Raw genomic sequence first — 17,436 nt, forward strand, 5'->3', positions numbered from 1 at the left:
GACTCGCGCGACGTCAGGGAGCCGCCTTGACGGGGGGGGTCGGGAAAAACACATTCCCCCCATGTCCGATCCGCGTCGCCCGTACTCCTCGCCCATGCTCGATGGTCCCGACCGCGCCCCGTCGCGCGGCATGCTCTACGCCGTCGGTTTTGAAAAAGAGGACTTTTCCAAACCCCAGATCGGTATCGCCTCGACTTGGTCGCAGGTCACCCCGTGCAACATCCACATCGACCGCCTCGCCAGGGAATCCGCCAAGGGTGCCGATGCCGCGGGCGGCAAGTCGGTCATTTTCAACACCATCACCATTTCCGACGGGATCTCGATGGGTACCGAGGGGATGAAATACTCGCTGGTGTCCCGCGAGGTGATCGCCGACTCGATCGAGACCGTGGTCGGCTGCGAGGGCATGGATGGCTTCGTGGCCATCGGCGGCTGCGACAAGAACATGCCCGCCTGCCTGATCGCGATGGCCCGCATGAACCGCCCGGCGGTGTTCGTTTACGGCGGCACCATCCTGCCCGGCTGCGCCACCATCAAGGGCGAGAAGAAGGACCTCGACATCGTCTCGATCTTCGAAGCCGTGGGCAAACACGCTTCCGGCGAGTACTCCGACGAGGAGCTGGAAACCGTCGAATCCTGCGCCATTCCCGGCGAGGGTTCCTGCGGCGGGATGTACACCGCCAACACCATGGCCTCGGCCATCGAGGCGCTCGGCATGTCGCTGCCGAACAGCTCCGCCCAGGCCGCCGTGTCGGATGACAAGATGCGCGACTGCTTCGACGCCGGTGCCGCGGTGCTGCACCTGATGCAGCACGACATCAAGCCGCGTGACATCATGACCCGCAAGGCCTTCGAGAACGCGATCACCGTGGTGATCGCGCTCGGCGGCTCGACCAATGCGGTGCTCCACCTGTTGGCCATGGCCCATGCCGCCGAGGTCGAGCTGAGCATCGATGATTTCACCGAGATCGGAAAACGCGTGCCGGTGCTGGCGGACCTGAAGCCCTCCGGGAAATACGTCGTCGCCGAGCTGGTGAAGATCGGCGGCACGGTGCCGCTGATGCGCATCCTGCTCGAAGCCGGGCTGCTGCACGGCGACTGCATGACGGTCACCGGCCGCACGCTGGAGGAAAACCTCAAGAACTCACCCATTCACTACCCGGAAGGCCAGGACATTATCCGCCCGCTCGACAACCCGATCAAGAAGGACAGCCACCTGCGCATCCTCTACGGCAACCTCGCTCCCGGCGGAGCGGTGGCCAAGATCACCGGCAAGGAAGGTGAATCCTTCACCGGCCCGGCCCGCGTGTTCGACTCCGAGAGCGATGCGATGAAGGAGATCCTCGATGGAGGCATCAAGGACGGGGACGTGATCGTCATCCGCCGCGAGGGCCCGAAGGGCGGCCCCGGCATGCGCGAGATGCTCGGCCCCACCAGCGCCATCATGGGCCGTGGTCTCGGGAAAACGGTGGCCCTCATCACGGACGGTCGTTTTTCCGGCGGCAGCCATGGTTTCGTGGTCGGCCACATTACGCCGGAAGCCTTCGATGGCGGCCCGATCGGGCTGCTGGTCGATGGCGATACGATCACCATCGACGCGGTCAACAACACCATCTCGGTCGACCTCGACGACGATGCCCTGAAGGCCCGCCGGGACAATTGGCACCAGCCGTCCCCGCACTACACCCGCGGTGTGTTGGCGAAGTTCGCCAAGCTGACGACCAGCGCCAGCGAGGGGGCGGTGACCGACAAGAACCTGTGAGCCAGGAAATCGAAGTCCGGCTGGAGTTCGAGACGGCTCCGTTCCTTCACTCGTTGTTCGCCAACGACGCGGGCGAACTGCGCTACCTCGAGCAGAAGCTCGGCGTGCGCACCGTCACCCGCGATGGCTGGATCCTGATCGCCGGCCCCGCCCCGGGGGTCGAGGCCGCCGAGCGGGCCTTCCGCGATCTCGAGGATGCGAAACGGAATGGCGCGGAAATTGAAGCGCGGGACTTCCAGATGGCCATCGACCTTGCCGCGCAAGGCGGCGAGGGGGGAGTCAGCGCCCTGTCCGGGGTGCGGCTGCTCGGCTTCCGCGGCCGCAAGCCGGTGGTGCCCAAGACGCCGACCCAGCTCGAATACCTCCAGACGATCGAGGCCAGCGACGTCACGTTCGGGCTCGGCCCGGCGGGCACCGGCAAGACCTACCTTGCGATGGCCATGGCGCTTTCCATGCTCAAGGCCAAGCTGGTGCAGCGGATCGTTCTTACGAGACCCGCCGTAGAAGCCGGCGAGGCCCTCGGTTTCCTCCCCGGCGACATGCGCGAGAAGGTCGCGCCCTACCTGCGGCCTCTCTACGATGCGATCCACGACATGATCGGCTTCGAGCAGGGCGAGCGCTACTTCGAGGATGGAACCATCGAGATCGCCCCGCTTGCTTTCATGCGCGGGCGGACGCTCGCCCGCTCGTTCGTGATCCTGGACGAGGCGCAGAACACCACCCGCGAGCAGATGTTCATGGCCTTGACCCGGCTCGGAGAGGATTCACGGATGGTCGTGACGGGCGATTCCTCCCAGGTCGATCTCAAGCCGAACATTTCCTCCGGCCTCACCGAAGCCGAGCGCGCGCTGGAGGGAGTGAAGGGCATCGGCTTCGTCCGCTTCACCGGTGATGACGTGGTGCGGCACCCGGTGGTGGGCCGCATCATCACCGCCTACCGCAAGGCGCGGGGAAACTAAACGCCGGCCGGTGCTCAGTTGGCGCTGAGGCTGGGTCCGACCCCGTCGCCGATCGCGATCCGGGCGTCGATACCCGTCACGCCGGGGAGCGCGCGGGCGTCGGCAAGGCAGGCTTCGCGGGCGGCCGCACTCGGAGCCACACCGTCAATGGTCAGCCGGCTTCCGACGAACCCGGTCACCAGCTGGCACTCAGCCAGACGCGGGTCGGTTTCGATCACACGGTCAAGGACCTTGAGAATGTCGGAGGTCTGGTAGTCCTTCTCCGCGATGCCCGCCACGGCGAGTTGCGGATCGACCACGACGCCGGCGGCATCGCACTCCATCACGCCGGAAACCAGCGAGGTCAGCAGCAGGCGATCCTTTTCCTCGGGTGAAGCGACCGTGCCGGTGAGCACCAGCCGTCCGTCGGAGAAGGTGGGAACCAGAGCATAGCTGCTGGAGATCGGATCATCCGCGTAGGACATCAGCAGTTGCGCTTCGACGGCGCCCTGAGGACGCATCAGGAAAGGATCGGTCTTCACCTGCATGTCGATTTCCCGAATCCCCTCCACCCTCGAGACCAGCTCGCGGGCCACGTCTTCTTCATCGAAACAACCGACGCTCCCCGAAACCACCGCCACCCCGTCATGGGAGACGCTCACCCGGATCGAGGCGTTCTCGAGCACGGGCGAACGCGAGAGCAGCTCGGTGGCGACGAGTTCGGCCTTGGCGGCAGGAGCGTCCACGCGGAGGTCCTGCACGATCCCGAACACTTCATCCATGCACATGGCCGACTCGGCGATGAACTCGGCCTGATCGATGGTGCGGACAGTGCCGCTGAGATGGGCGATGTGATCCTCCACCTGTACGGTGAAATCCGCGCCACGGGTGCGACCGCTGGCGGCCAGGAAATCATTGAGGCGCTCCACCGGACCGGTGGTGGGCAGCTCGGCGGAGTAGGAAGTGGCGATGTCGACGGCGACGAGCACGGCGGTCAGCAGGGCGGGCCTCACGAGGGTGGCCCAGGACGAGGTTCTCATGCCGGGCATTTTCGCAAGGACCGTGCCGTCGCGGACGAGTCGTCGGTAAGTGGCGGATCTTCAACGGTTGCCGCCGTTTGGACAGTTTTTCGCCGGTGGTCGCCGGCCACGGGATGGGGCTTTTGCACCCTGCCGACGTTGCTTTGTGCGATACCGACGCAGCTTCCCGCCGGACGCAAAAAAAGCGCGGCCTGCATATCAGGCCGCGCTTGAACGGGGGGAGGGGGAAAATATGGGTGCATCAGTCTTCGTCGAGGCCCGCAAAGCCGTCGAGCGCTTCGGGAACGACGACCTTGTCGATCACCTGGATCACGCCGTTGCCGGCGTCGATGTCGGCATTCACGACCTTGGCGTCGCCGAATTTGACTTCCTTGCCATCGACATCGATTTCGATCTTATCGCCGCTCATGGTCTTCATTTCGCCGTCCTGCATCGAGGATGACATCATGCGACCCGCAATCACGTGGCTCAGCAACAGCTCGCGGAGCTTGAGCTTGTTTTCCGGCGCCAGAAGCTGGGCCATGGTCTCGCTGGGGAGCTTGCGGAAGGCCTCGTCCGTCGGCGCGAACACCGTGATGGCGCCCGCGTTGGTGAGGTTCTCTTCCAAGCCAGCCGCGTCAATGGCCTCCTCGAGCAGCTGGAAAGTGGCGCCGTCCTTGATGGCCTTGTAGACGTTTTGCGGAAGCGCGGGATCCACCACCATGGCGGGGCTGTCGGTCGTGTGGTCCATGTCCGTCTTTTCGTCCGCGAGAGCGGCGGGTCCGGCGACGGGAATGGCGAGCATCAGGGCAAATTCGGTCAGTTTCATAATAGGAGCTGGGGTTGGATGGGCCGGCCGCTGCGGCCGGGATTCTCGCCACCCGACTCTGCAGGTCCTGGTCCAGCTTGGGTGATGGTTCATGAGTGACGGATTACCAATGGTTTATGGAAAATTTAAACTTCACGACCGGTAGCACGTCGGCTCCGCTGAAAGGCGGTTCGCACCGTGTGGGATGCAGGGCGCAATGAAGGCAAGGGTCGGGCAAACGGGGGTGGTTGACACCACGGGCCGGCCCACTATTTTTCGCCCCGCCATGAGCGAAACGACCTCCGAAAAACACGGTTTTCAGGCAGAGATCCAGCAGCTGCTCGATCTCGTCGTCCACTCCCTCTACACCGACCGCGAGATTTTCCTCCGCGAGCTGGTGTCGAATGCCTCCGACGCGATGGAGAAGCTCCGGCACATCGAGGCCACCGAGAAGGATGTCCATGACCCGGGCCTGCCGCTGGAGGTGACCATCACCGCCGACAAGGAGGCCGGCACGCTGACCATCGAGGACCATGGCATCGGCATGACCCGCGAGGAGCTGGTGGAAAACCTCGGCACCATCGCCCACTCGGGGACCAAGGCGTTTCTCCAGGCGATGAAGGACAGCGGCGGCTCGCCGGCCGACATGATCGGCCAGTTCGGCGTCGGCTTCTACTCGGCCTTCATGGTGGCGGATGAAGTCAAGGTCTACACCCGCAGCTGGCGCCAGGACGGCGAGGGCCTCGTGTGGACCAGCGACGGCCGCACCGGCTACGAGATCGAGCCGGCCGAGGGCGTCGCCCGCGGCTCGAAGATCGTGCTCAAGCTCAAGGACGACCAGAGGGAATACGCCGAGGACTACCGCGTGAAGCACCTGGTCGAAACCTACAGCAACTTCGTCGGCTTCCCGGTCATGGTCGATGGCAAGCGCGTCAACGAGGTCGAGGCGCTGTGGCTGAAGAACAAGAGCGAGATTTCCGAGGAGGAATACAAGGCCTTCTACCAGTTCCAGGCCAAGGCCTTCGACGAGCCGCAGTATCGCCTGCATTTCGCCGCCGACGCGCCGATCGCGATCAACGCGCTGCTCTTCGTGCCCTCGGAAAACATCGAGCGCATGGGCATGTCGAAGCTCGACCCGGGCGTCGCGCTCTACTGCAAGAAGGTCCTCATCGACCCTGAGCCGAAAGGCCTGCTGCCCGAGTGGCTGCGCTTCATGAAGGGCGTCATCGACAGCGCCGACCTGCCGCTGAACATCTCCCGCGAGTCGATGCAGGACAGCGCCCTGGTGCGGAAAATCGGCCAGGTGATCGTCAAGCGCATCATCAAGATGTTCGACAAGGAAGCCACGGGCGATCCGGAGAAATGGCAGGCGTTCTACAAGAAGTTCGACCGCTTCTTCAAGGAAGGCATCGCCACCGACTTCGCCAACAAGGAGGCGCTCGCCAAGCTGCTGCGCTTCGAAAGCTCGATGACCGAGGCGGGCAAGCTGACCCGCTTCGCCGACTACCTGACGCGCGCCAAGGACGGGCAGGACACAATCTACTATATTGTCGGTAGCAACCGCGACCAGATCGAGGCCAGCCCCTACCTCGAAGGCTTCCGCAAGCGCGGCCTGGAGGTGATCTATTTCACCGATGCGGTGGACGAATATGTCGTGGATTCGCTTGGCGAGTTCGAGGGCAAGAAGCTGGTCTCCGTGGCCAAGGCCGGCGTCGAGCTGGAAGACGCGGAGCTCGAGGGCGAGTCGCTTTCCGAGGAGGAAACGAAGGCGCTGTGCGAGTTCCTCAAGGCTGAGTTCGGAGACCGCGTGACCAAGGTCGAGGCCGGCAAGCGTCTGGTCGACAGCCCGGTGGTGGCGCTGACGCCCGAGGACGCCATGACGCCGCAGATGCGCGCGATGATGAAGGCGATGGACGAGAACTTCAGCGACGAGGTGAAGGTCGAACTGGAGATCAACCCGCGCCACGAGATCATCCGCGCTCTGTCGAAGGCGAAGGACGGCAACCCGGAGACCGCCAAGCTGGTCGCTGGCCAGCTCCTCGACAACGCATTGATGGCCGCCGGCCTGCTTGAGGATGCGCGGGAAACCGTGAAGCGCATGAACGCGCTGATGGCGAAGGCGCTGGGCTGAGTGGCGCGAGCCTCCAGGCTTGCGAGAGGAGCGCCGATGATGAAATCGGCCTCACAGACGGCGCTGATCATGAAATCGGCACCGCAGATGGAGCGCCGATTATGAAATCGGCACGCCTCGCCTGCCGGGCTAGAAGATCCCTCGATCGGAGGCCCGGAGGCTTTCTACTCCGAACAGGCTTGGTCTCCGAACAGGCGTTGCCGATTTCATAATCGGCGCTCCTGACTGCGGGCGCCTCTGTGCTACCAATCGCCCGTGCGATTGCCGGTTTTTGAGATCGAGGAGGAGTTGAAGCGCGCGGTCGCCACGGGCGATCGCGCCAGGGTGCTGCTGAAGGCGCCGACGGGGTCGGGCAAGTCGACGGCGGTGCCCGGAATGATTCGCGATGCGGGTCTGGACGGGACGATCCTGGTCATCGAGCCGCGGCGGATGGCGGCGCGGCTCTTGGCCGGATGGGTGGCGAAGCAGCGCGGCGGAAATGTTGGCGGTGAAGTGGGTTATGCGGTTCGCTTCGATACGAAATACGGACGGGACACGAAGATCGTCTTCCTGACCGACGGCGTGTTCCAGCGGTGGATTCAGGATGATCCGGAATTAGCGGGCGTGTCGGCGGTGGTGTTCGACGAATTCCACGAGCGGCGGCTGGCGGTGGATGTGTCGTTGGGACGGTGCCTCGATTTGCAGGAAATGGAGCGCCCGGACCTGGCGGTGGTGGTGATGTCGGCGACGCTGGAGACGGCGGGATTGGCGGAGTTTCTCGGAGATGCCGAGGCGTTGGAAGCGGGTGGGCGGACTTATCCGGTGGAGATCGTGTATCGGCCTTCGAAGCCGGTGCGCGACCGGACCGGGCGGATGGTCGATCCGCCGGCCTGGGAACAGGCGGCGGCGGCCTGCAGGGAGGCGTTGGCGGACCCGGAGTGCGGGGATGTGCTGTGCTTTCTGCCGGGAATGCACGAGATCCGGAAAACCGAGGAGCTGCTGCGGAACGCGGCCTGGACCCGGGGAAGGACGATCTACCCCTTGCATAGTAGTTTGCCGCCGGCGGCGCAGGAGGCGGCGGTGGCGTCCGGCGGACCGCCGAAGATCATCGTTTCGACGAATGTCGCGGAAACCTCGCTGACGATCGAGGGTGTGCGGACGGTGATCGATGCCGGGCAGGCGCGGGTGTCGGGCTTCGATGCGCGGCGGGGAATCGGGACGCTGCTGGTAAAGAAGATCTCGCGGGCCGCGGCGGACCAGCGGGCGGGTCGGGCCGGGCGGACGGCGCCGGGCAGGTGCTTCCGCTTGTGGAGTGAGGCGGACCATGCGCGACGCGAGGCGTTCGAGACGCCGGAGGTGCACCGGGTGGACTTGTCGGAGGTGTGCCTGCTGCTGAAAGCGAGCGGGGTGGAGGATGTGGCGGGATTCCGCTGGCTCGATGCGCCGAAGCCGGACGCGCTGGCGCGGGCGGAGGATCTGCTCCACGGGTTGGGCGCGACCGATCGGCAGGGCGGGATCACGAGCGAGGGGCGGGCGATGGCGTCGCTGCCGTTGGAGCCGCGGTTTGCGCGGCTGATGATGGCGGGCGTGGAGCACGGCTGCGTGGCGGAGATGGCCTTCGTCTGCGCGGCGGTGCAGGGCGAGGGGATCTGGGTGAAAAAGCGCGGCGGCGTCGGGATGAAGGATTTCGTGGAAGTACGGGACTACTCGGACTTCCAGGCCGAGTGGCGCGGGTTCGGGGCGGCGGAGGCGATGAAGTTCGACCCGCGCCGTGTCTCGCAGCTGGGCATCCACGGTCGGGGGGCGCGTGAGGTGGCGCAGGGATACGAGCGCTTGAAGCGGCTGGCGTGGCAGCGGGGCTGGCCGGTGGAGGAGGTGGACTTCGGGGGCGGGAAAGACGCGGTGGGCAAGGCGATGCTGGCGGGCTTCAGCGACCGGCTGGGCGTGCGTTTCGGCGAAGCCACGCTGGCCTGTCGGATGGTGGGGAAACGCCGCGGAAAGCTGGACGAGCACAGCGCGGCGAAGCAGGCGGATGCCTTCGTGGCGGCGGAAATGACGGAGGTGGAAGGCCGGGAGGTGATCACCCACCTGAACCGCGCGACGGCGATCGAGCTGGAGTGGCTGCGCGAGCTGTTTCCGGAGGATCTGGTGGAAACCGACGGCGCGGCGTGGGACGAGCAGCGGCGGCGGGCGGTGGCGAGAAAGGAGCTGCGTTTCCGCGACCTGGTGCTGGAGAGCAGGGACATCGACCAGGGCGTGCATCTCGATGCCGCGGCCGAACTGTTGGCGGAGCGGGTGCTTTCGGGCGAGCTGGTTTTGAAGAAGTGGGACGCGGCGGTGGAGCAGTGGTGCGCGCGGCTGGCCTGCCTTTCCGCCTGGATGCCCGAGCTGGAGCTGCCGACGTGGACGGACGAGGACAAGGCGGCGGCGGTGGCGCAGATCTGTCACGGCGCGGTGAGCTACAAGGAGATCAAGGAGGCGGCGGTGTGGCCGGTGCTGAAGGATTGGCTGAGCGGGCCGCAGCAGGCGGCGCTGGACGCGTATGCGCCGGAGCGGCTGAAGTTGGCCAACGGACAGACGCCGAAGGTGGTGTATGGGATCGGCGAGGACCCGCGGATCGGGCTGCGGGTGCGCGACCTCTTCGGGGTCTGGGAAACGCCGCGGATCGCCGGCGGCAAGGTGCCGGTGCTGGTGCACGTGCAGGCACCGAACCAGCGGCCGTGGCAGATGACCAAGGACCTGGAGAGTTTCTGGAAGGGAGGCTATGCGCAGATGCGCAAGGAACTGGCGGGGCGATACCCGAAGCATCCCTGGCCGGAAGACCCGAAACGGTTCGGGCTTGGATGAGGATGGGGGAATGGAGGAAGGTCGGGCGTGCCTCGACTGTTGATTCTTCTTTCCGTGCTGACGCTGGTCGCGGCGATGGTGGCGCGCTGGTGGTTCTGGCGGCGGGTTCGGGACCAGGGACGACGCGTGGAGTGCGGCATCTCCGTCGGGGAGGTGATGGAAATCCTCGGCGGTAGCTCGGGAAAAGCCGGGGCTTTCCGGGATGCCGCGGCCTTGGGAAATGCGGTGCGCGAAGGCGGCCTGCGGCTGATGGAAAAGGACGGCGTGGCGCTGGCGAAACGGCGCCGGCTCGGTTGGTGGAACCTGCGGATCCTGCCGGCGCTGGTGGTGATGCTCGGGGTGGTGTCGCTGGTCAGCAAGTGGGCGCCGGTCCCGTGGGTGCTGGCGATCGGGGCCTTATTGATCGCCGGGCACGTGGTGGTGCGGATCGCCGGGATTTCCGTGGAGCTGGAGGCGGTGAAACGCGGCTGGGCCGAGCTCGGGAAGCAGGTGCGTTTCCGCCGGATGGATGAGGAGGAGGCGATCCTGCGCTGCGCGCGGGCGAGCGTGTGGGAGACGATTCTGCCTTGGTAGGAGCGCCGATGATGAAATCGGCACCGCCTCGCCAGCATCGGCCGGATTCGTTTCCGATAGGGTGCCTGGCAGCTCTCTATTATTGGGGAGTCAGGCTCCCCGAACAGGCCAATGCCGATCTCATGATCGGCGGTCCTTGGGGGTGCCGAGGTAGTCCTTCACCTTGTCGAGTTCGTAGGTGTTGAGGATGTCTTCCTTTCGCAGCCAGCCTTTGCGGGCGATGCCGATACCGAACTTGAGGAACTGGAACTGCTCGGGGCGGTGGGCGTCGGGGTTGATCGAGGTGAGGACACCCTTGTCGCGTGCTTTTTTCCACCACCGCCAGTCCATGTCGAGGCGGCGGGGGTTGCAGTTGATCTCGATGATGGTGTTGGTGGCGGCGGCGCAGTCGATGATCTTGTCGTGGTTCACCGCGTAGGCCTCGCGGCGCAGCAGGAGGCGGCCGGTGAGGTGGCCGAGCATGGTGACGTGCTCGTTTTCCATGGCCCGGATGATCCGCTTCGTCATGGTCTTCTCATCGAGCGTGAAGGAGGCGTGGACGGAAGCGACGGTGTAGTCGAGCCGGGCGAGGAGGTCGTCGGGGAAATCGAGGCTGCCGTCCTTGAGGATATCGACTTCCGAGCCGGCGAAGATCCAGAGCTCGTCGCCGCGGTTCTTGTTCCAGATTCGGATTTGTTCGATCTGCTCGAGGAGGCGTCTCTCGTCGAGGCCGTTGGCTTGAAAGGAGGCCTTCGAGTGATCGGCGATGCCGAGGTAGCGGAGGCCGAGGTCGAGCGCGGCCTCGGCCATTTCGTCGAGGGTCGCCTTGCCGTCGGAGGCGGTGGTGTGGTTGTGGAAGGTGCCGCGGAGGTTCTCGAGTTCGACGAGCTTGGGCAGTTGTCCTTCATCGGCGGCCTCGATTTCGCCACGGTTCTCGCGCAGCTCCGGCGGGATGAACTCGAGGCCGAGGGTGCGGTAGATGTCGCGCTCGTCGTGGACGGCGGGGATGGGACCGTGCTGGACCGACTTGCCGCCGGCGGTGAAGCCGTATTCGTTGAGCGAAAGGCCGTGCTTCAAGGCGCGGGATCGGAGCGCGACGTTGTGTTCCTTGGAGCCGGTGAAATACTGGAGGGCGAAGGGAAACTGGGCGCTGGAGACGGCGCGGAGGTCGCACTGGAGGCCGTTGTCGAGGCGGATCGAGCACTTGGTGTCACCCTGGGCGATGACGCTTTCCGCGAGGTCGAGCCCGGCGAACCAGGCGGTGAGCTCGGCGGGCTTCGCGGTGGCGACGATGAAGTCGAGGTCGCCGATGGTCTCCTTGGAGCGTCGCAACGAGCCGGCATACTGGGCGCGTAGTACTTCGGGATGCGAGCGCAGGCGGTCGAGGATCATCTCGGCGGCATGGCTGGCGGCATCGAGCAGGAATCGATCGGCAAAGGCCTCACGACGGGCCAGGGCGGCGAGAATCTTTTGCTCGGTCTTTTTCCCGAAGCCGGCAAGCAGGGCCACGTTACCCGCTTCACTGGCGGTCTTGAGATCGGCGATCGAGCCCACGCCGAGTTCCTTGTGGAGGGCGGCGATCTTTTTCGGGCCGAGTCCCTCGATCTCGAACAGGTCGAAAAAGGTGGCGGGGTACTGGGAGCGTAGTTTTTCGTGGAACCCGAGTCTTCCCGTCGTGGCGAGTTCGTGAAGCTTCTGCTGGAGGGCGTCGCCGAGGCCCTTGATGCCCGTGAGGTCGTCGTCCTTGGCGCGCTGGACGATGTCGCCATCGAAGCCGCTGACGATTTCCGCGCCCTGGCGGTAGGCGCGGGTCTTGAAGGGGTTCTCGCCCTGGATCTCGAGGAGGAGGGCGATTTCCTCGAGCACGTTGGCGAGGGTTTCGCGGGTGATTTCGGACATGGGGGCAGCAGGTGGGAAAAAACAGACGGGCGCTATTCGAGGATCAGGTCGGCGACGACGAAGCGGTGGTCGGAGTGGCGGGTGGTGACGGCGCGGCAGCCGAGGATCTTGAAATGGCGGGTGGCGTGGATTTGGTCGATCCGCAGGATGGGAATGCGGCGTTGGAAGGTGTTTCCCCACCCGGTGCCGGCCTCGACAAAGGCGTCGTTGAAATCGCGGGCGAGCAGGCGGTGGATGGGGTCCGTGGGCGGGGCGTTGAAGTCGCCGGCGAGGATCACGGGCTGGACGCCGGGGAAATCGCAGTTGTCCTCCAGGATCGACAGCGCGGCCGAGATCTCGAACTGCCGCTTGCGGCGGTTTTCACGGTGGCGCCGCCAGCAGGACGGCCGCCACAGGCTGAGGTCGGTGGCCGCGGAGGTCAGGTGGACGTTGGCGATCTCGACGGTGCGGGCATCCGGCAGGTGGACGGTGGCGTCGAAATTGAAGTTGCTGAAGCGCGGGGCCTTGACCTGGACCTGGCGGCCGAGCTGCCAGCGGGTGGCGATGCCGTTCGAGGCGAAGCTGTAGTAGGAGGCCTTGGCCCCGAACAGCGCGGTGGCGATCCGCTGGACCTTGGCGCCGCCCGTTTCCTGAAGCAGGACGATGTCCGGCTGCCACACGGCGAGGTCCGCGGTGGGATCGCCGAAGCGGAAATCAGCCGTATTGATCGTCAGCAGCCGGATCGGCCGGACGCCCTCGTAGGGCACCGGCGGGCCGGGCTTCGGCGTGCGGGCTCCGAAGTGGCCGATCACGCGTGCCTCATCCGCACCGAGTAGCAGGGTCAGCGCCCAGATGGTGGTCACGATGAGCGACAGCGGCGCCCGCAGGCCCAGGAAGGCCAGCGACGAGCACAGCAGGCCGATGCCGCCCCACACCCAGATGGGCATCACGGTGAACGCAGCCAGCGCGGCCGGCTGGCGGTAGTAGGCGAAAACGGTGATGAAATGGAGCGCCAGCGAGACGCCGATCAGGAGCCAGCCGAATCGGCGCGGGGCGCGGGTGGAGCGGGTCATGAGGCGGTGAACGGGGGCATTCGTCGCATGCCCGCGCCCCCTGAGTCACGCTCAGATGAACTCGTTGAGGAGGTTCTCCAGCATTTCCTGGCGACCGGACTTCAGCTCGGGTTCTCCGTGGCTGCGGACCCACTGGTCGAGCGTGTCGAGGTCGGTGCCCTTTTCGACCACGGCACCGATGCCATCGTCCCAGCTGGAGTAGCGGTTCTTGACGAACTCGGCCATGCGGCCATCGGCGCGGACCGCGGCCGCGATCTTGAGGCCGCGGGCGAAGGCGTCCATGCCGCCGATGTGGGCGTGGAAGAGATCGATCGGTTCGTGCGATTCGCGGCGCCGCTTGGCGTCGAAATTCAGGCCGCCGGTGGTGAAGCCGCCCATTTCCAGCACCTTCAGCATGACCTGGGTGGTGCCGTAGAGGTCGGTCGGGAACTGGTCGGTGTCCCAGCCGAGCAGGGTGTCGCCCTGATTGGCATCGATCGAGCCCAGCGCGCCGGCGCCCATGGCGACGGTCAGCTCGTGCTGCATCGTGTGGCCCGCCAGCGTCGCGTGGTTGGTCTCGATGTTGAGCTTGAAGTGATCGAGCAGCTCGTATTCGCGGAGGAAATTGAGGCAGGCCGCCGAGTCGGAGTCGTACTGGTGGGTGGAGGGCTCTCGGGGCTTCGGCTCGATGTAGAACTGGCCGGTGAAGCCGATCTTTTTCTTATAATCGACCGCCATGTGGAGCAGCGCGGCGAGGTGGTCGAGCTCGCGCTTCATGTCGGTGTTGAGCAGAGTGGCGTAGCCCTCGCGGCCGCCCCAGAAGGTGTAGCCTTCGCCACCGAGCTGGTGGGTGGCGTCCATCGCGGCCTTCACCTGCGCGGCGGCGTAGGCGAAAACGCGGGCGTCCGGCGAAGTGCCGGCTCCCTGGGCGTAGCGGGGGTGGGCGAACAGGCAGGCGGTGCCCCAGAGCAGCTTGCGACCACTGTCCTTTTGGAGGCCTTCGAGGTGGTCGGTGACCGCTTGGAGCGCCTCGGTGGACTTGGTGAAATCTCCAAGCTCCGGCGCGATGTCGCGGTCGTGGAAGCAGTAGTAGTCGATGTCGATCTTTTCGAGGAACTCGAAGAACACGTCGGCGCGCTTCTTGGCGTTGTCGATCGAGTCGGACTTGTCGTCCCAAGGCATCAGGGCCGTGCCGCCGCCGAAGGGGTCGGACAGCTCGTTGCGCATCACGTGCCAGTAGGCGGCACCGAAGCGCAGGTGCTCGCGCATGGTCTTTCCCTCGATGGCTTCGTCGGGGTTGTAGTGCTTGAAGGCGAAGGAGTTCTTGGACTTCGGACCCTCGTAGGAGATTTTCGGAACGTCGGGGAAAAAGGACATGGTGGGAGCATGAAACGTTTCTGAGCGATCCGTCTATCGCGGTTTTCAAGAGAATCGCCGAGGCTTCCGAGTTCTTGGCGGGAGCGGAGGATTGTCATTTTCCTCCTTCCACGGATGGTCGCGCCATGAAGCCCTATGTCCAGCTCGCCGAAGCCCGCCTCGCGGACGGCACCGTGTTTTCCCTGCACCGGCACGACGGGCACTTTTATCTGAAAAACGACGGCCGCGAGCTGATGAGCACGCGCTTGACCTGGTCGGAGGAAAAGCTGGCGGAACTGGGCTGCGCGCATCTGGCGGAGGGCAGTCCGACCCGTCCGAAGCACCCGCGGGTGCTGATCGGCGGGCTGGGAATGGGCTTCACGCTGAAACGGACGCTCGAGGGGATCGGCAGCCCGGCCACGGTGGAGGTGGCGGAGCTGATGCCGGAAATCATCGAGTGGAACCGCAGTTTCCTCGCCGAGCACAACGGCCCGATCCTCGCCGATCCGCGGACGAAGATCCATCAGGGCGATTTTTTCGACGCGCTGAAAAAGCATGGCAAGGGCGGGCTCGACGCGATCTTGATCGATATCGACGACGGCCCCGACATGCTGATCACCGGCGACAACTCGCGGCTCTACACGCCGTCGTTTTTCGCCAGGGTGCGCGAGGCGTTGGCTCCGGCCGGCTGCGCAGCCTACTGGATGGCGCACCCGACGCCCGCGATGGAGAAGTCACTGCAAAAGGCCGGCTTCCGGGTCGAGGTCCACCCGGTCAAGGCCCACGAGAAGGCGAAGAAGCCGCGGCACTGCATCTATGTCGCGTGGGTGGGGTGAGGCGGGGCGGCGTCCGAGAATCCGGATTTACGCAGAATGGAACCGGGGAGGTTGGCGTCACGGTCAGGCCCGCGAGCGGGAAACGACGCCGTATTTCGGGCTGAAGAGCCAGGCGAGGAGGAAGCAGGCGCCGAGGACCATGACGATGACCGGGCCGGGGGCGAGGTTGGTGGCGCCGGCAAGGAGCACGCCGCCGACGGCGCCGAGCGCGCCGAGCAGACCGCCGCCCCAGAAGAGCCACGAGGTGCGGTCGGTCAGCAGGGAAACGGTGGCCGCGGGGGCGACGAGCAGGCCGACCGAGAGCACGCAGCCGACCGCTTGCAGCGAGGCGACGAGCGAGAGCACGAGCAGGCCGAAGGTGAGGTACTGCATCGATCGTACCGGCACGCCTTGCGCGGCGGCGACGTTGGGCTCGAAGAGGGTGAGCAGCAGCGGCCGCATCAGGAGGTTGGCGGTGACGAGCATCACCGCGCCGATGCCGAGGGCGGTCCAGAGGTCGGCGGAGCCGACGGCGAGGATGTCGCCGAACAACCAATGCTCCAGCTCCTGGCGGGTCTCGAGGCGCGGCAGGATGGCGACCCCGGCGGCGAACGCGCTGGTGTAGATGACGGCCAATGCGGTGCCCTGCGAGATGCGGTTTCCGCGGGCGACCGCGACCGAGCCGAGCCCGACGATCAGGGCGGCGAACAGCGCGCCGAGGAAAGCGCTGGCCTGGGTGAGCGCACCGGCGACGACGATGCCGAGCGTGATGCCGGGCAGCATGGTGTGCGACAGCGCGCTGACGGAGAGCGCGTGTTTCCGCAGCACGACGAAGCCGCTGAAGAAGCCATTGGCAAAGCCGATGACGAGCGCGGCGGCGAGGGCGCGCTGGAAAAACGGTGAGTGTAGGAGTTCCGCGTTGATGGTTATCTGGAGGTTTCGCCGAAGGTGAGGGCGAGGTTTTCCGGAGTCAGGACCTCGGCGGCGGGGCCGAAGGCGATGGGGCGCGTGGCGAGCAAAAGCGCTTCGTCGAAGAGCACGGTGGCGCTGTTGAGATCGTGGTGGGAGGCGATGACGAGGCGGCCCTCGCGGGCGAGCTTGCCGAGGGTCTCGCCCAGCTGGGCCGCGGCGCGGCGGTCGAGACCGGTGAAGGGTTCGTCGAGGAGCAGGACGTGGGCTTCCTGGGCGATCGAGCGGGCGAGGAAGGCGCGCTGCTGTTGGCCGCCGCTGAGTTCGCGGATCTGGCGTTCGGCGAGGTCGAGCAGGTCGAGGGTGGCGAGGGCATGCTCGACGGCGGCGTCGTCCTTTTCCGTAAAACGGCCCCACATGCCGGTCTGCGGGTAGCGGCCCATCTCGACCAGGCCGCGGACGGTGATGGGAAAGGACCAGTCGACCTCCTCGCGCTGCGGCAGGTAGGCGAATTCGCGCGACCAGCGGCGGATCGAGGTGCCGCGCCAGGCGATGCTGCCGGCGGCCCGCGGAACGAGCCCGGCGATGGCCTTGATCAGCGTGGACTTGCCGGCACCGTTGGGGCCGATCAGGGCGACGCGGTTGCCGCAGGAGGTGGCGAGGTCGATGTTTTCCAGCGCGATCACCTGCCGGTAGCGGACGCGGAGGTCCGAGACGACCAGCTCGTGGTGGTGGTCGTGATGCTCGCAGCAAGTGTGGTGGTCCGGCCGCTGCGCGGCAGTGCCAAGTGCCGGGTGATCAGTGATCCGTGGAGACATGGAGATGGGGTTCCCAGACGTCGTCGAGGTCGCCGATGGCGTCGAAGGTTTGGGTGAGGGTGGGCAGGCCGGGGGGCTCCAGGCGGAGCTTGGCGAAGCGCGGGGTGTCATCGCTTTCAGCCCAGCGGATGGTCAGGAAAATCGTGGGGTGCCCGCCCTCAGTCGGCAGGCTGCCGGTGAGGATGAGGCCGATGATTTCCGGCGAAACGGTCTTTCCGGCGCTCTCGAGGATGACCTCCTTGGCGGGGGCGGAGAGGGTCAGCTCGAAGCGGGTCTCGGTGAGTTCGCGGTCGGTCGGAGCGGTGATTTTCGAAGGCGAGGAAACCGGAGCTTTCGGGGCGGTGAGCGCACGGGTTCCCACGGCCGCGACGACGAGGCCGATGAGGAGGATGAGGGTGCGTGTGAGGGGTGAGCCGCGCATGGTGACCGCCGCAGCGGAGTGAAAGGCGGGGCGGGTGCAAACGCAAGGGGATTGCGTTTGTCGGGATGGAACGCGGGGTTCAGCTCGCAGGGTAGGCGGGGCGGTCGCCCGTACTTCCTATTTGACCTGGTGATAGCGTATGCGCTATCAT

At 65.8% G+C, this 17,436-nt stretch carries 14 protein-coding genes; 6 read left to right on the plus strand and 8 right to left on the minus strand.

Annotated elements, in window-relative coordinates:
- Positions 1–61: 61 nt before the first annotated feature.
- Together ilvD and ABXH26_RS08275 are read left to right on the plus strand one after the other, a co-directional pair.
- Positions 62–1,762: a dihydroxy-acid dehydratase gene (gene ilvD / locus ABXH26_RS08270; protein ID WP_353566579.1), complete on the plus strand. Its 1,701-nt coding sequence runs from the start codon at positions 62–64 to the stop codon at positions 1,760–1,762.
- Complete coding sequence (locus ABXH26_RS08275) at positions 1,759–2,721, plus strand: PhoH family protein (protein WP_353566580.1); 963 nt, start codon at positions 1,759–1,761, stop codon at positions 2,719–2,721. Before ilvD ends, ABXH26_RS08275 begins: the two co-directional genes overlap by 4 nt.
- A 14-nt stretch (positions 2,722–2,735) precedes the next feature.
- Here the strand turns inward: ABXH26_RS08275 and ABXH26_RS08280 are convergent, their stop codons facing one another.
- Positions 2,736–3,740, minus strand: a complete 1,005-nt coding sequence (locus tag ABXH26_RS08280; protein ID WP_353566581.1) for a BON domain-containing protein — start codon at positions 3,738–3,740, stop codon at positions 2,736–2,738.
- 241 nt (positions 3,741–3,981) lie between these two features.
- Positions 3,982–4,548: a fasciclin domain-containing protein gene (locus ABXH26_RS08285; RefSeq protein ID WP_353566582.1), complete on the minus strand. Its 567-nt coding sequence runs from the start codon at positions 4,546–4,548 to the stop codon at positions 3,982–3,984.
- Positions 4,549–4,813: 265 nt separating this feature from the next.
- Between ABXH26_RS08285 and htpG the strand changes: the two genes are divergently transcribed.
- The 3 genes from htpG to ABXH26_RS08300 all read left to right on the plus strand — a co-directional run bounded on the left by htpG (position 4,814) and on the right by ABXH26_RS08300 (position 10,057).
- Positions 4,814–6,658, plus strand: coding sequence for a molecular chaperone HtpG (gene htpG, locus ABXH26_RS08290; protein WP_353566583.1), 1,845 nt, complete (start codon positions 4,814–4,816; stop codon positions 6,656–6,658).
- A 255-nt stretch (positions 6,659–6,913) separates the two neighbouring features.
- A complete protein-coding gene (gene hrpB / locus ABXH26_RS08295) occupies positions 6,914–9,484 on the plus strand; it encodes an ATP-dependent helicase HrpB (RefSeq protein WP_353566584.1) in 2,571 nt (856 codons plus the stop codon).
- Between the two features lie 39 nt (positions 9,485–9,523).
- On the plus strand, positions 9,524–10,057 hold the full coding sequence (locus tag ABXH26_RS08300; protein WP_353566585.1) for a hypothetical protein: 534 nt from the start codon (positions 9,524–9,526) through the stop codon (positions 10,055–10,057).
- Positions 10,058–10,177: 120 nt separating this feature from the next.
- Here ABXH26_RS08300 and polX read toward each other — a convergent pair whose 3' ends face one another.
- From polX to xylA, 3 genes are read right to left on the minus strand one after another with little or no spacing between them, the layout of a single operon-like run.
- A complete protein-coding gene (gene polX / locus ABXH26_RS08305; RefSeq protein WP_353566586.1) occupies positions 10,178–11,935 on the minus strand; it encodes a DNA polymerase/3'-5' exonuclease PolX in 1,758 nt (585 codons plus the stop codon).
- 32 nt (positions 11,936–11,967) lie between these two features.
- Positions 11,968–12,987, minus strand: a complete 1,020-nt coding sequence (locus ABXH26_RS08310) for an endonuclease/exonuclease/phosphatase family protein (RefSeq protein ID WP_353566587.1) — start codon at positions 12,985–12,987, stop codon at positions 11,968–11,970.
- Positions 12,988–13,038: 51 nt separating this feature from the next.
- On the minus strand, positions 13,039–14,343 hold the full coding sequence (xylA, locus tag ABXH26_RS08315) for a xylose isomerase (protein ID WP_353566588.1): 1,305 nt from the start codon (positions 14,341–14,343) through the stop codon (positions 13,039–13,041).
- Positions 14,344–14,468: 125 nt separating this feature from the next.
- Between xylA and ABXH26_RS08320 the strand changes: the two genes are divergently transcribed.
- A complete protein-coding gene (locus tag ABXH26_RS08320; protein WP_353566589.1) occupies positions 14,469–15,158 on the plus strand; it encodes a spermidine synthase family protein in 690 nt (229 codons plus the stop codon).
- Positions 15,159–15,221: 63 nt separating this feature from the next.
- Here ABXH26_RS08320 and ABXH26_RS08325 read toward each other — a convergent pair whose 3' ends face one another.
- From ABXH26_RS08325 to ABXH26_RS08335, 3 genes are read right to left on the minus strand one after another with little or no spacing between them, the layout of a single operon-like run.
- Positions 15,222–16,067 carry a metal ABC transporter permease gene (locus ABXH26_RS08325; RefSeq protein WP_353566722.1) on the minus strand — a complete coding sequence of 282 codons (846 nt, stop codon included), beginning with the start codon at positions 16,065–16,067 and terminating at the stop codon, positions 15,222–15,224.
- Positions 16,064–16,864, minus strand: coding sequence for a metal ABC transporter ATP-binding protein (locus ABXH26_RS08330; RefSeq protein WP_353566590.1), 801 nt, complete (start codon positions 16,862–16,864; stop codon positions 16,064–16,066). Before ABXH26_RS08330 ends, ABXH26_RS08325 begins: the two co-directional genes overlap by 4 nt.
- Positions 16,845–17,285, minus strand: a complete 441-nt coding sequence (locus ABXH26_RS08335; RefSeq protein ID WP_353566591.1) for a hypothetical protein — start codon at positions 17,283–17,285, stop codon at positions 16,845–16,847. The genes ABXH26_RS08330 and ABXH26_RS08335 overlap by 20 nt, the downstream gene beginning before the upstream one ends.
- Positions 17,286–17,436: the final 151 nt, after the last annotated feature.

The organism is Haloferula sargassicola (assembly GCF_040362925.1).
Taxonomy (GTDB): domain Bacteria; phylum Verrucomicrobiota; class Verrucomicrobiia; order Verrucomicrobiales; family Akkermansiaceae; genus Haloferula; species Haloferula sargassicola.

Bases quoted from the DNA above. Each gene is read 5' to 3' on its own strand.
- ilvD (WP_353566579.1), top strand. From the start codon at position 62: ATGTCCGATCCGCGTCGCCCGTACTCCTCGCCCATGCTCGATGGTCCC.
- ABXH26_RS08280 (WP_353566581.1), bottom strand. From the start codon at position 3,740: ATGAGAACCTCGTCCTGGGCCACCCTCGTGAGGCCCGCCCTGCTGACC.
- ABXH26_RS08285 (WP_353566582.1), bottom strand. From the start codon at position 4,548: ATGAAACTGACCGAATTTGCCCTGATGCTCGCCATTCCCGTCGCCGGA.
- htpG (WP_353566583.1), top strand. From the start codon at position 4,814: ATGAGCGAAACGACCTCCGAAAAACACGGTTTTCAGGCAGAGATCCAG.
- polX (WP_353566586.1), bottom strand. From the start codon at position 11,935: ATGTCCGAAATCACCCGCGAAACCCTCGCCAACGTGCTCGAGGAAATC.
- ABXH26_RS08310 (WP_353566587.1), bottom strand. From the start codon at position 12,987: ATGACCCGCTCCACCCGCGCCCCGCGCCGATTCGGCTGGCTCCTGATC.
- xylA (WP_353566588.1), bottom strand. From the start codon at position 14,343: ATGTCCTTTTTCCCCGACGTTCCGAAAATCTCCTACGAGGGTCCGAAG.
- ABXH26_RS08320 (WP_353566589.1), top strand. From the start codon at position 14,469: ATGAAGCCCTATGTCCAGCTCGCCGAAGCCCGCCTCGCGGACGGCACC.
- ABXH26_RS08330 (WP_353566590.1), bottom strand. From the start codon at position 16,864: ATGTCTCCACGGATCACTGATCACCCGGCACTTGGCACTGCCGCGCAG.
- ABXH26_RS08335 (WP_353566591.1), bottom strand. From the start codon at position 17,285: ATGCGCGGCTCACCCCTCACACGCACCCTCATCCTCCTCATCGGCCTC.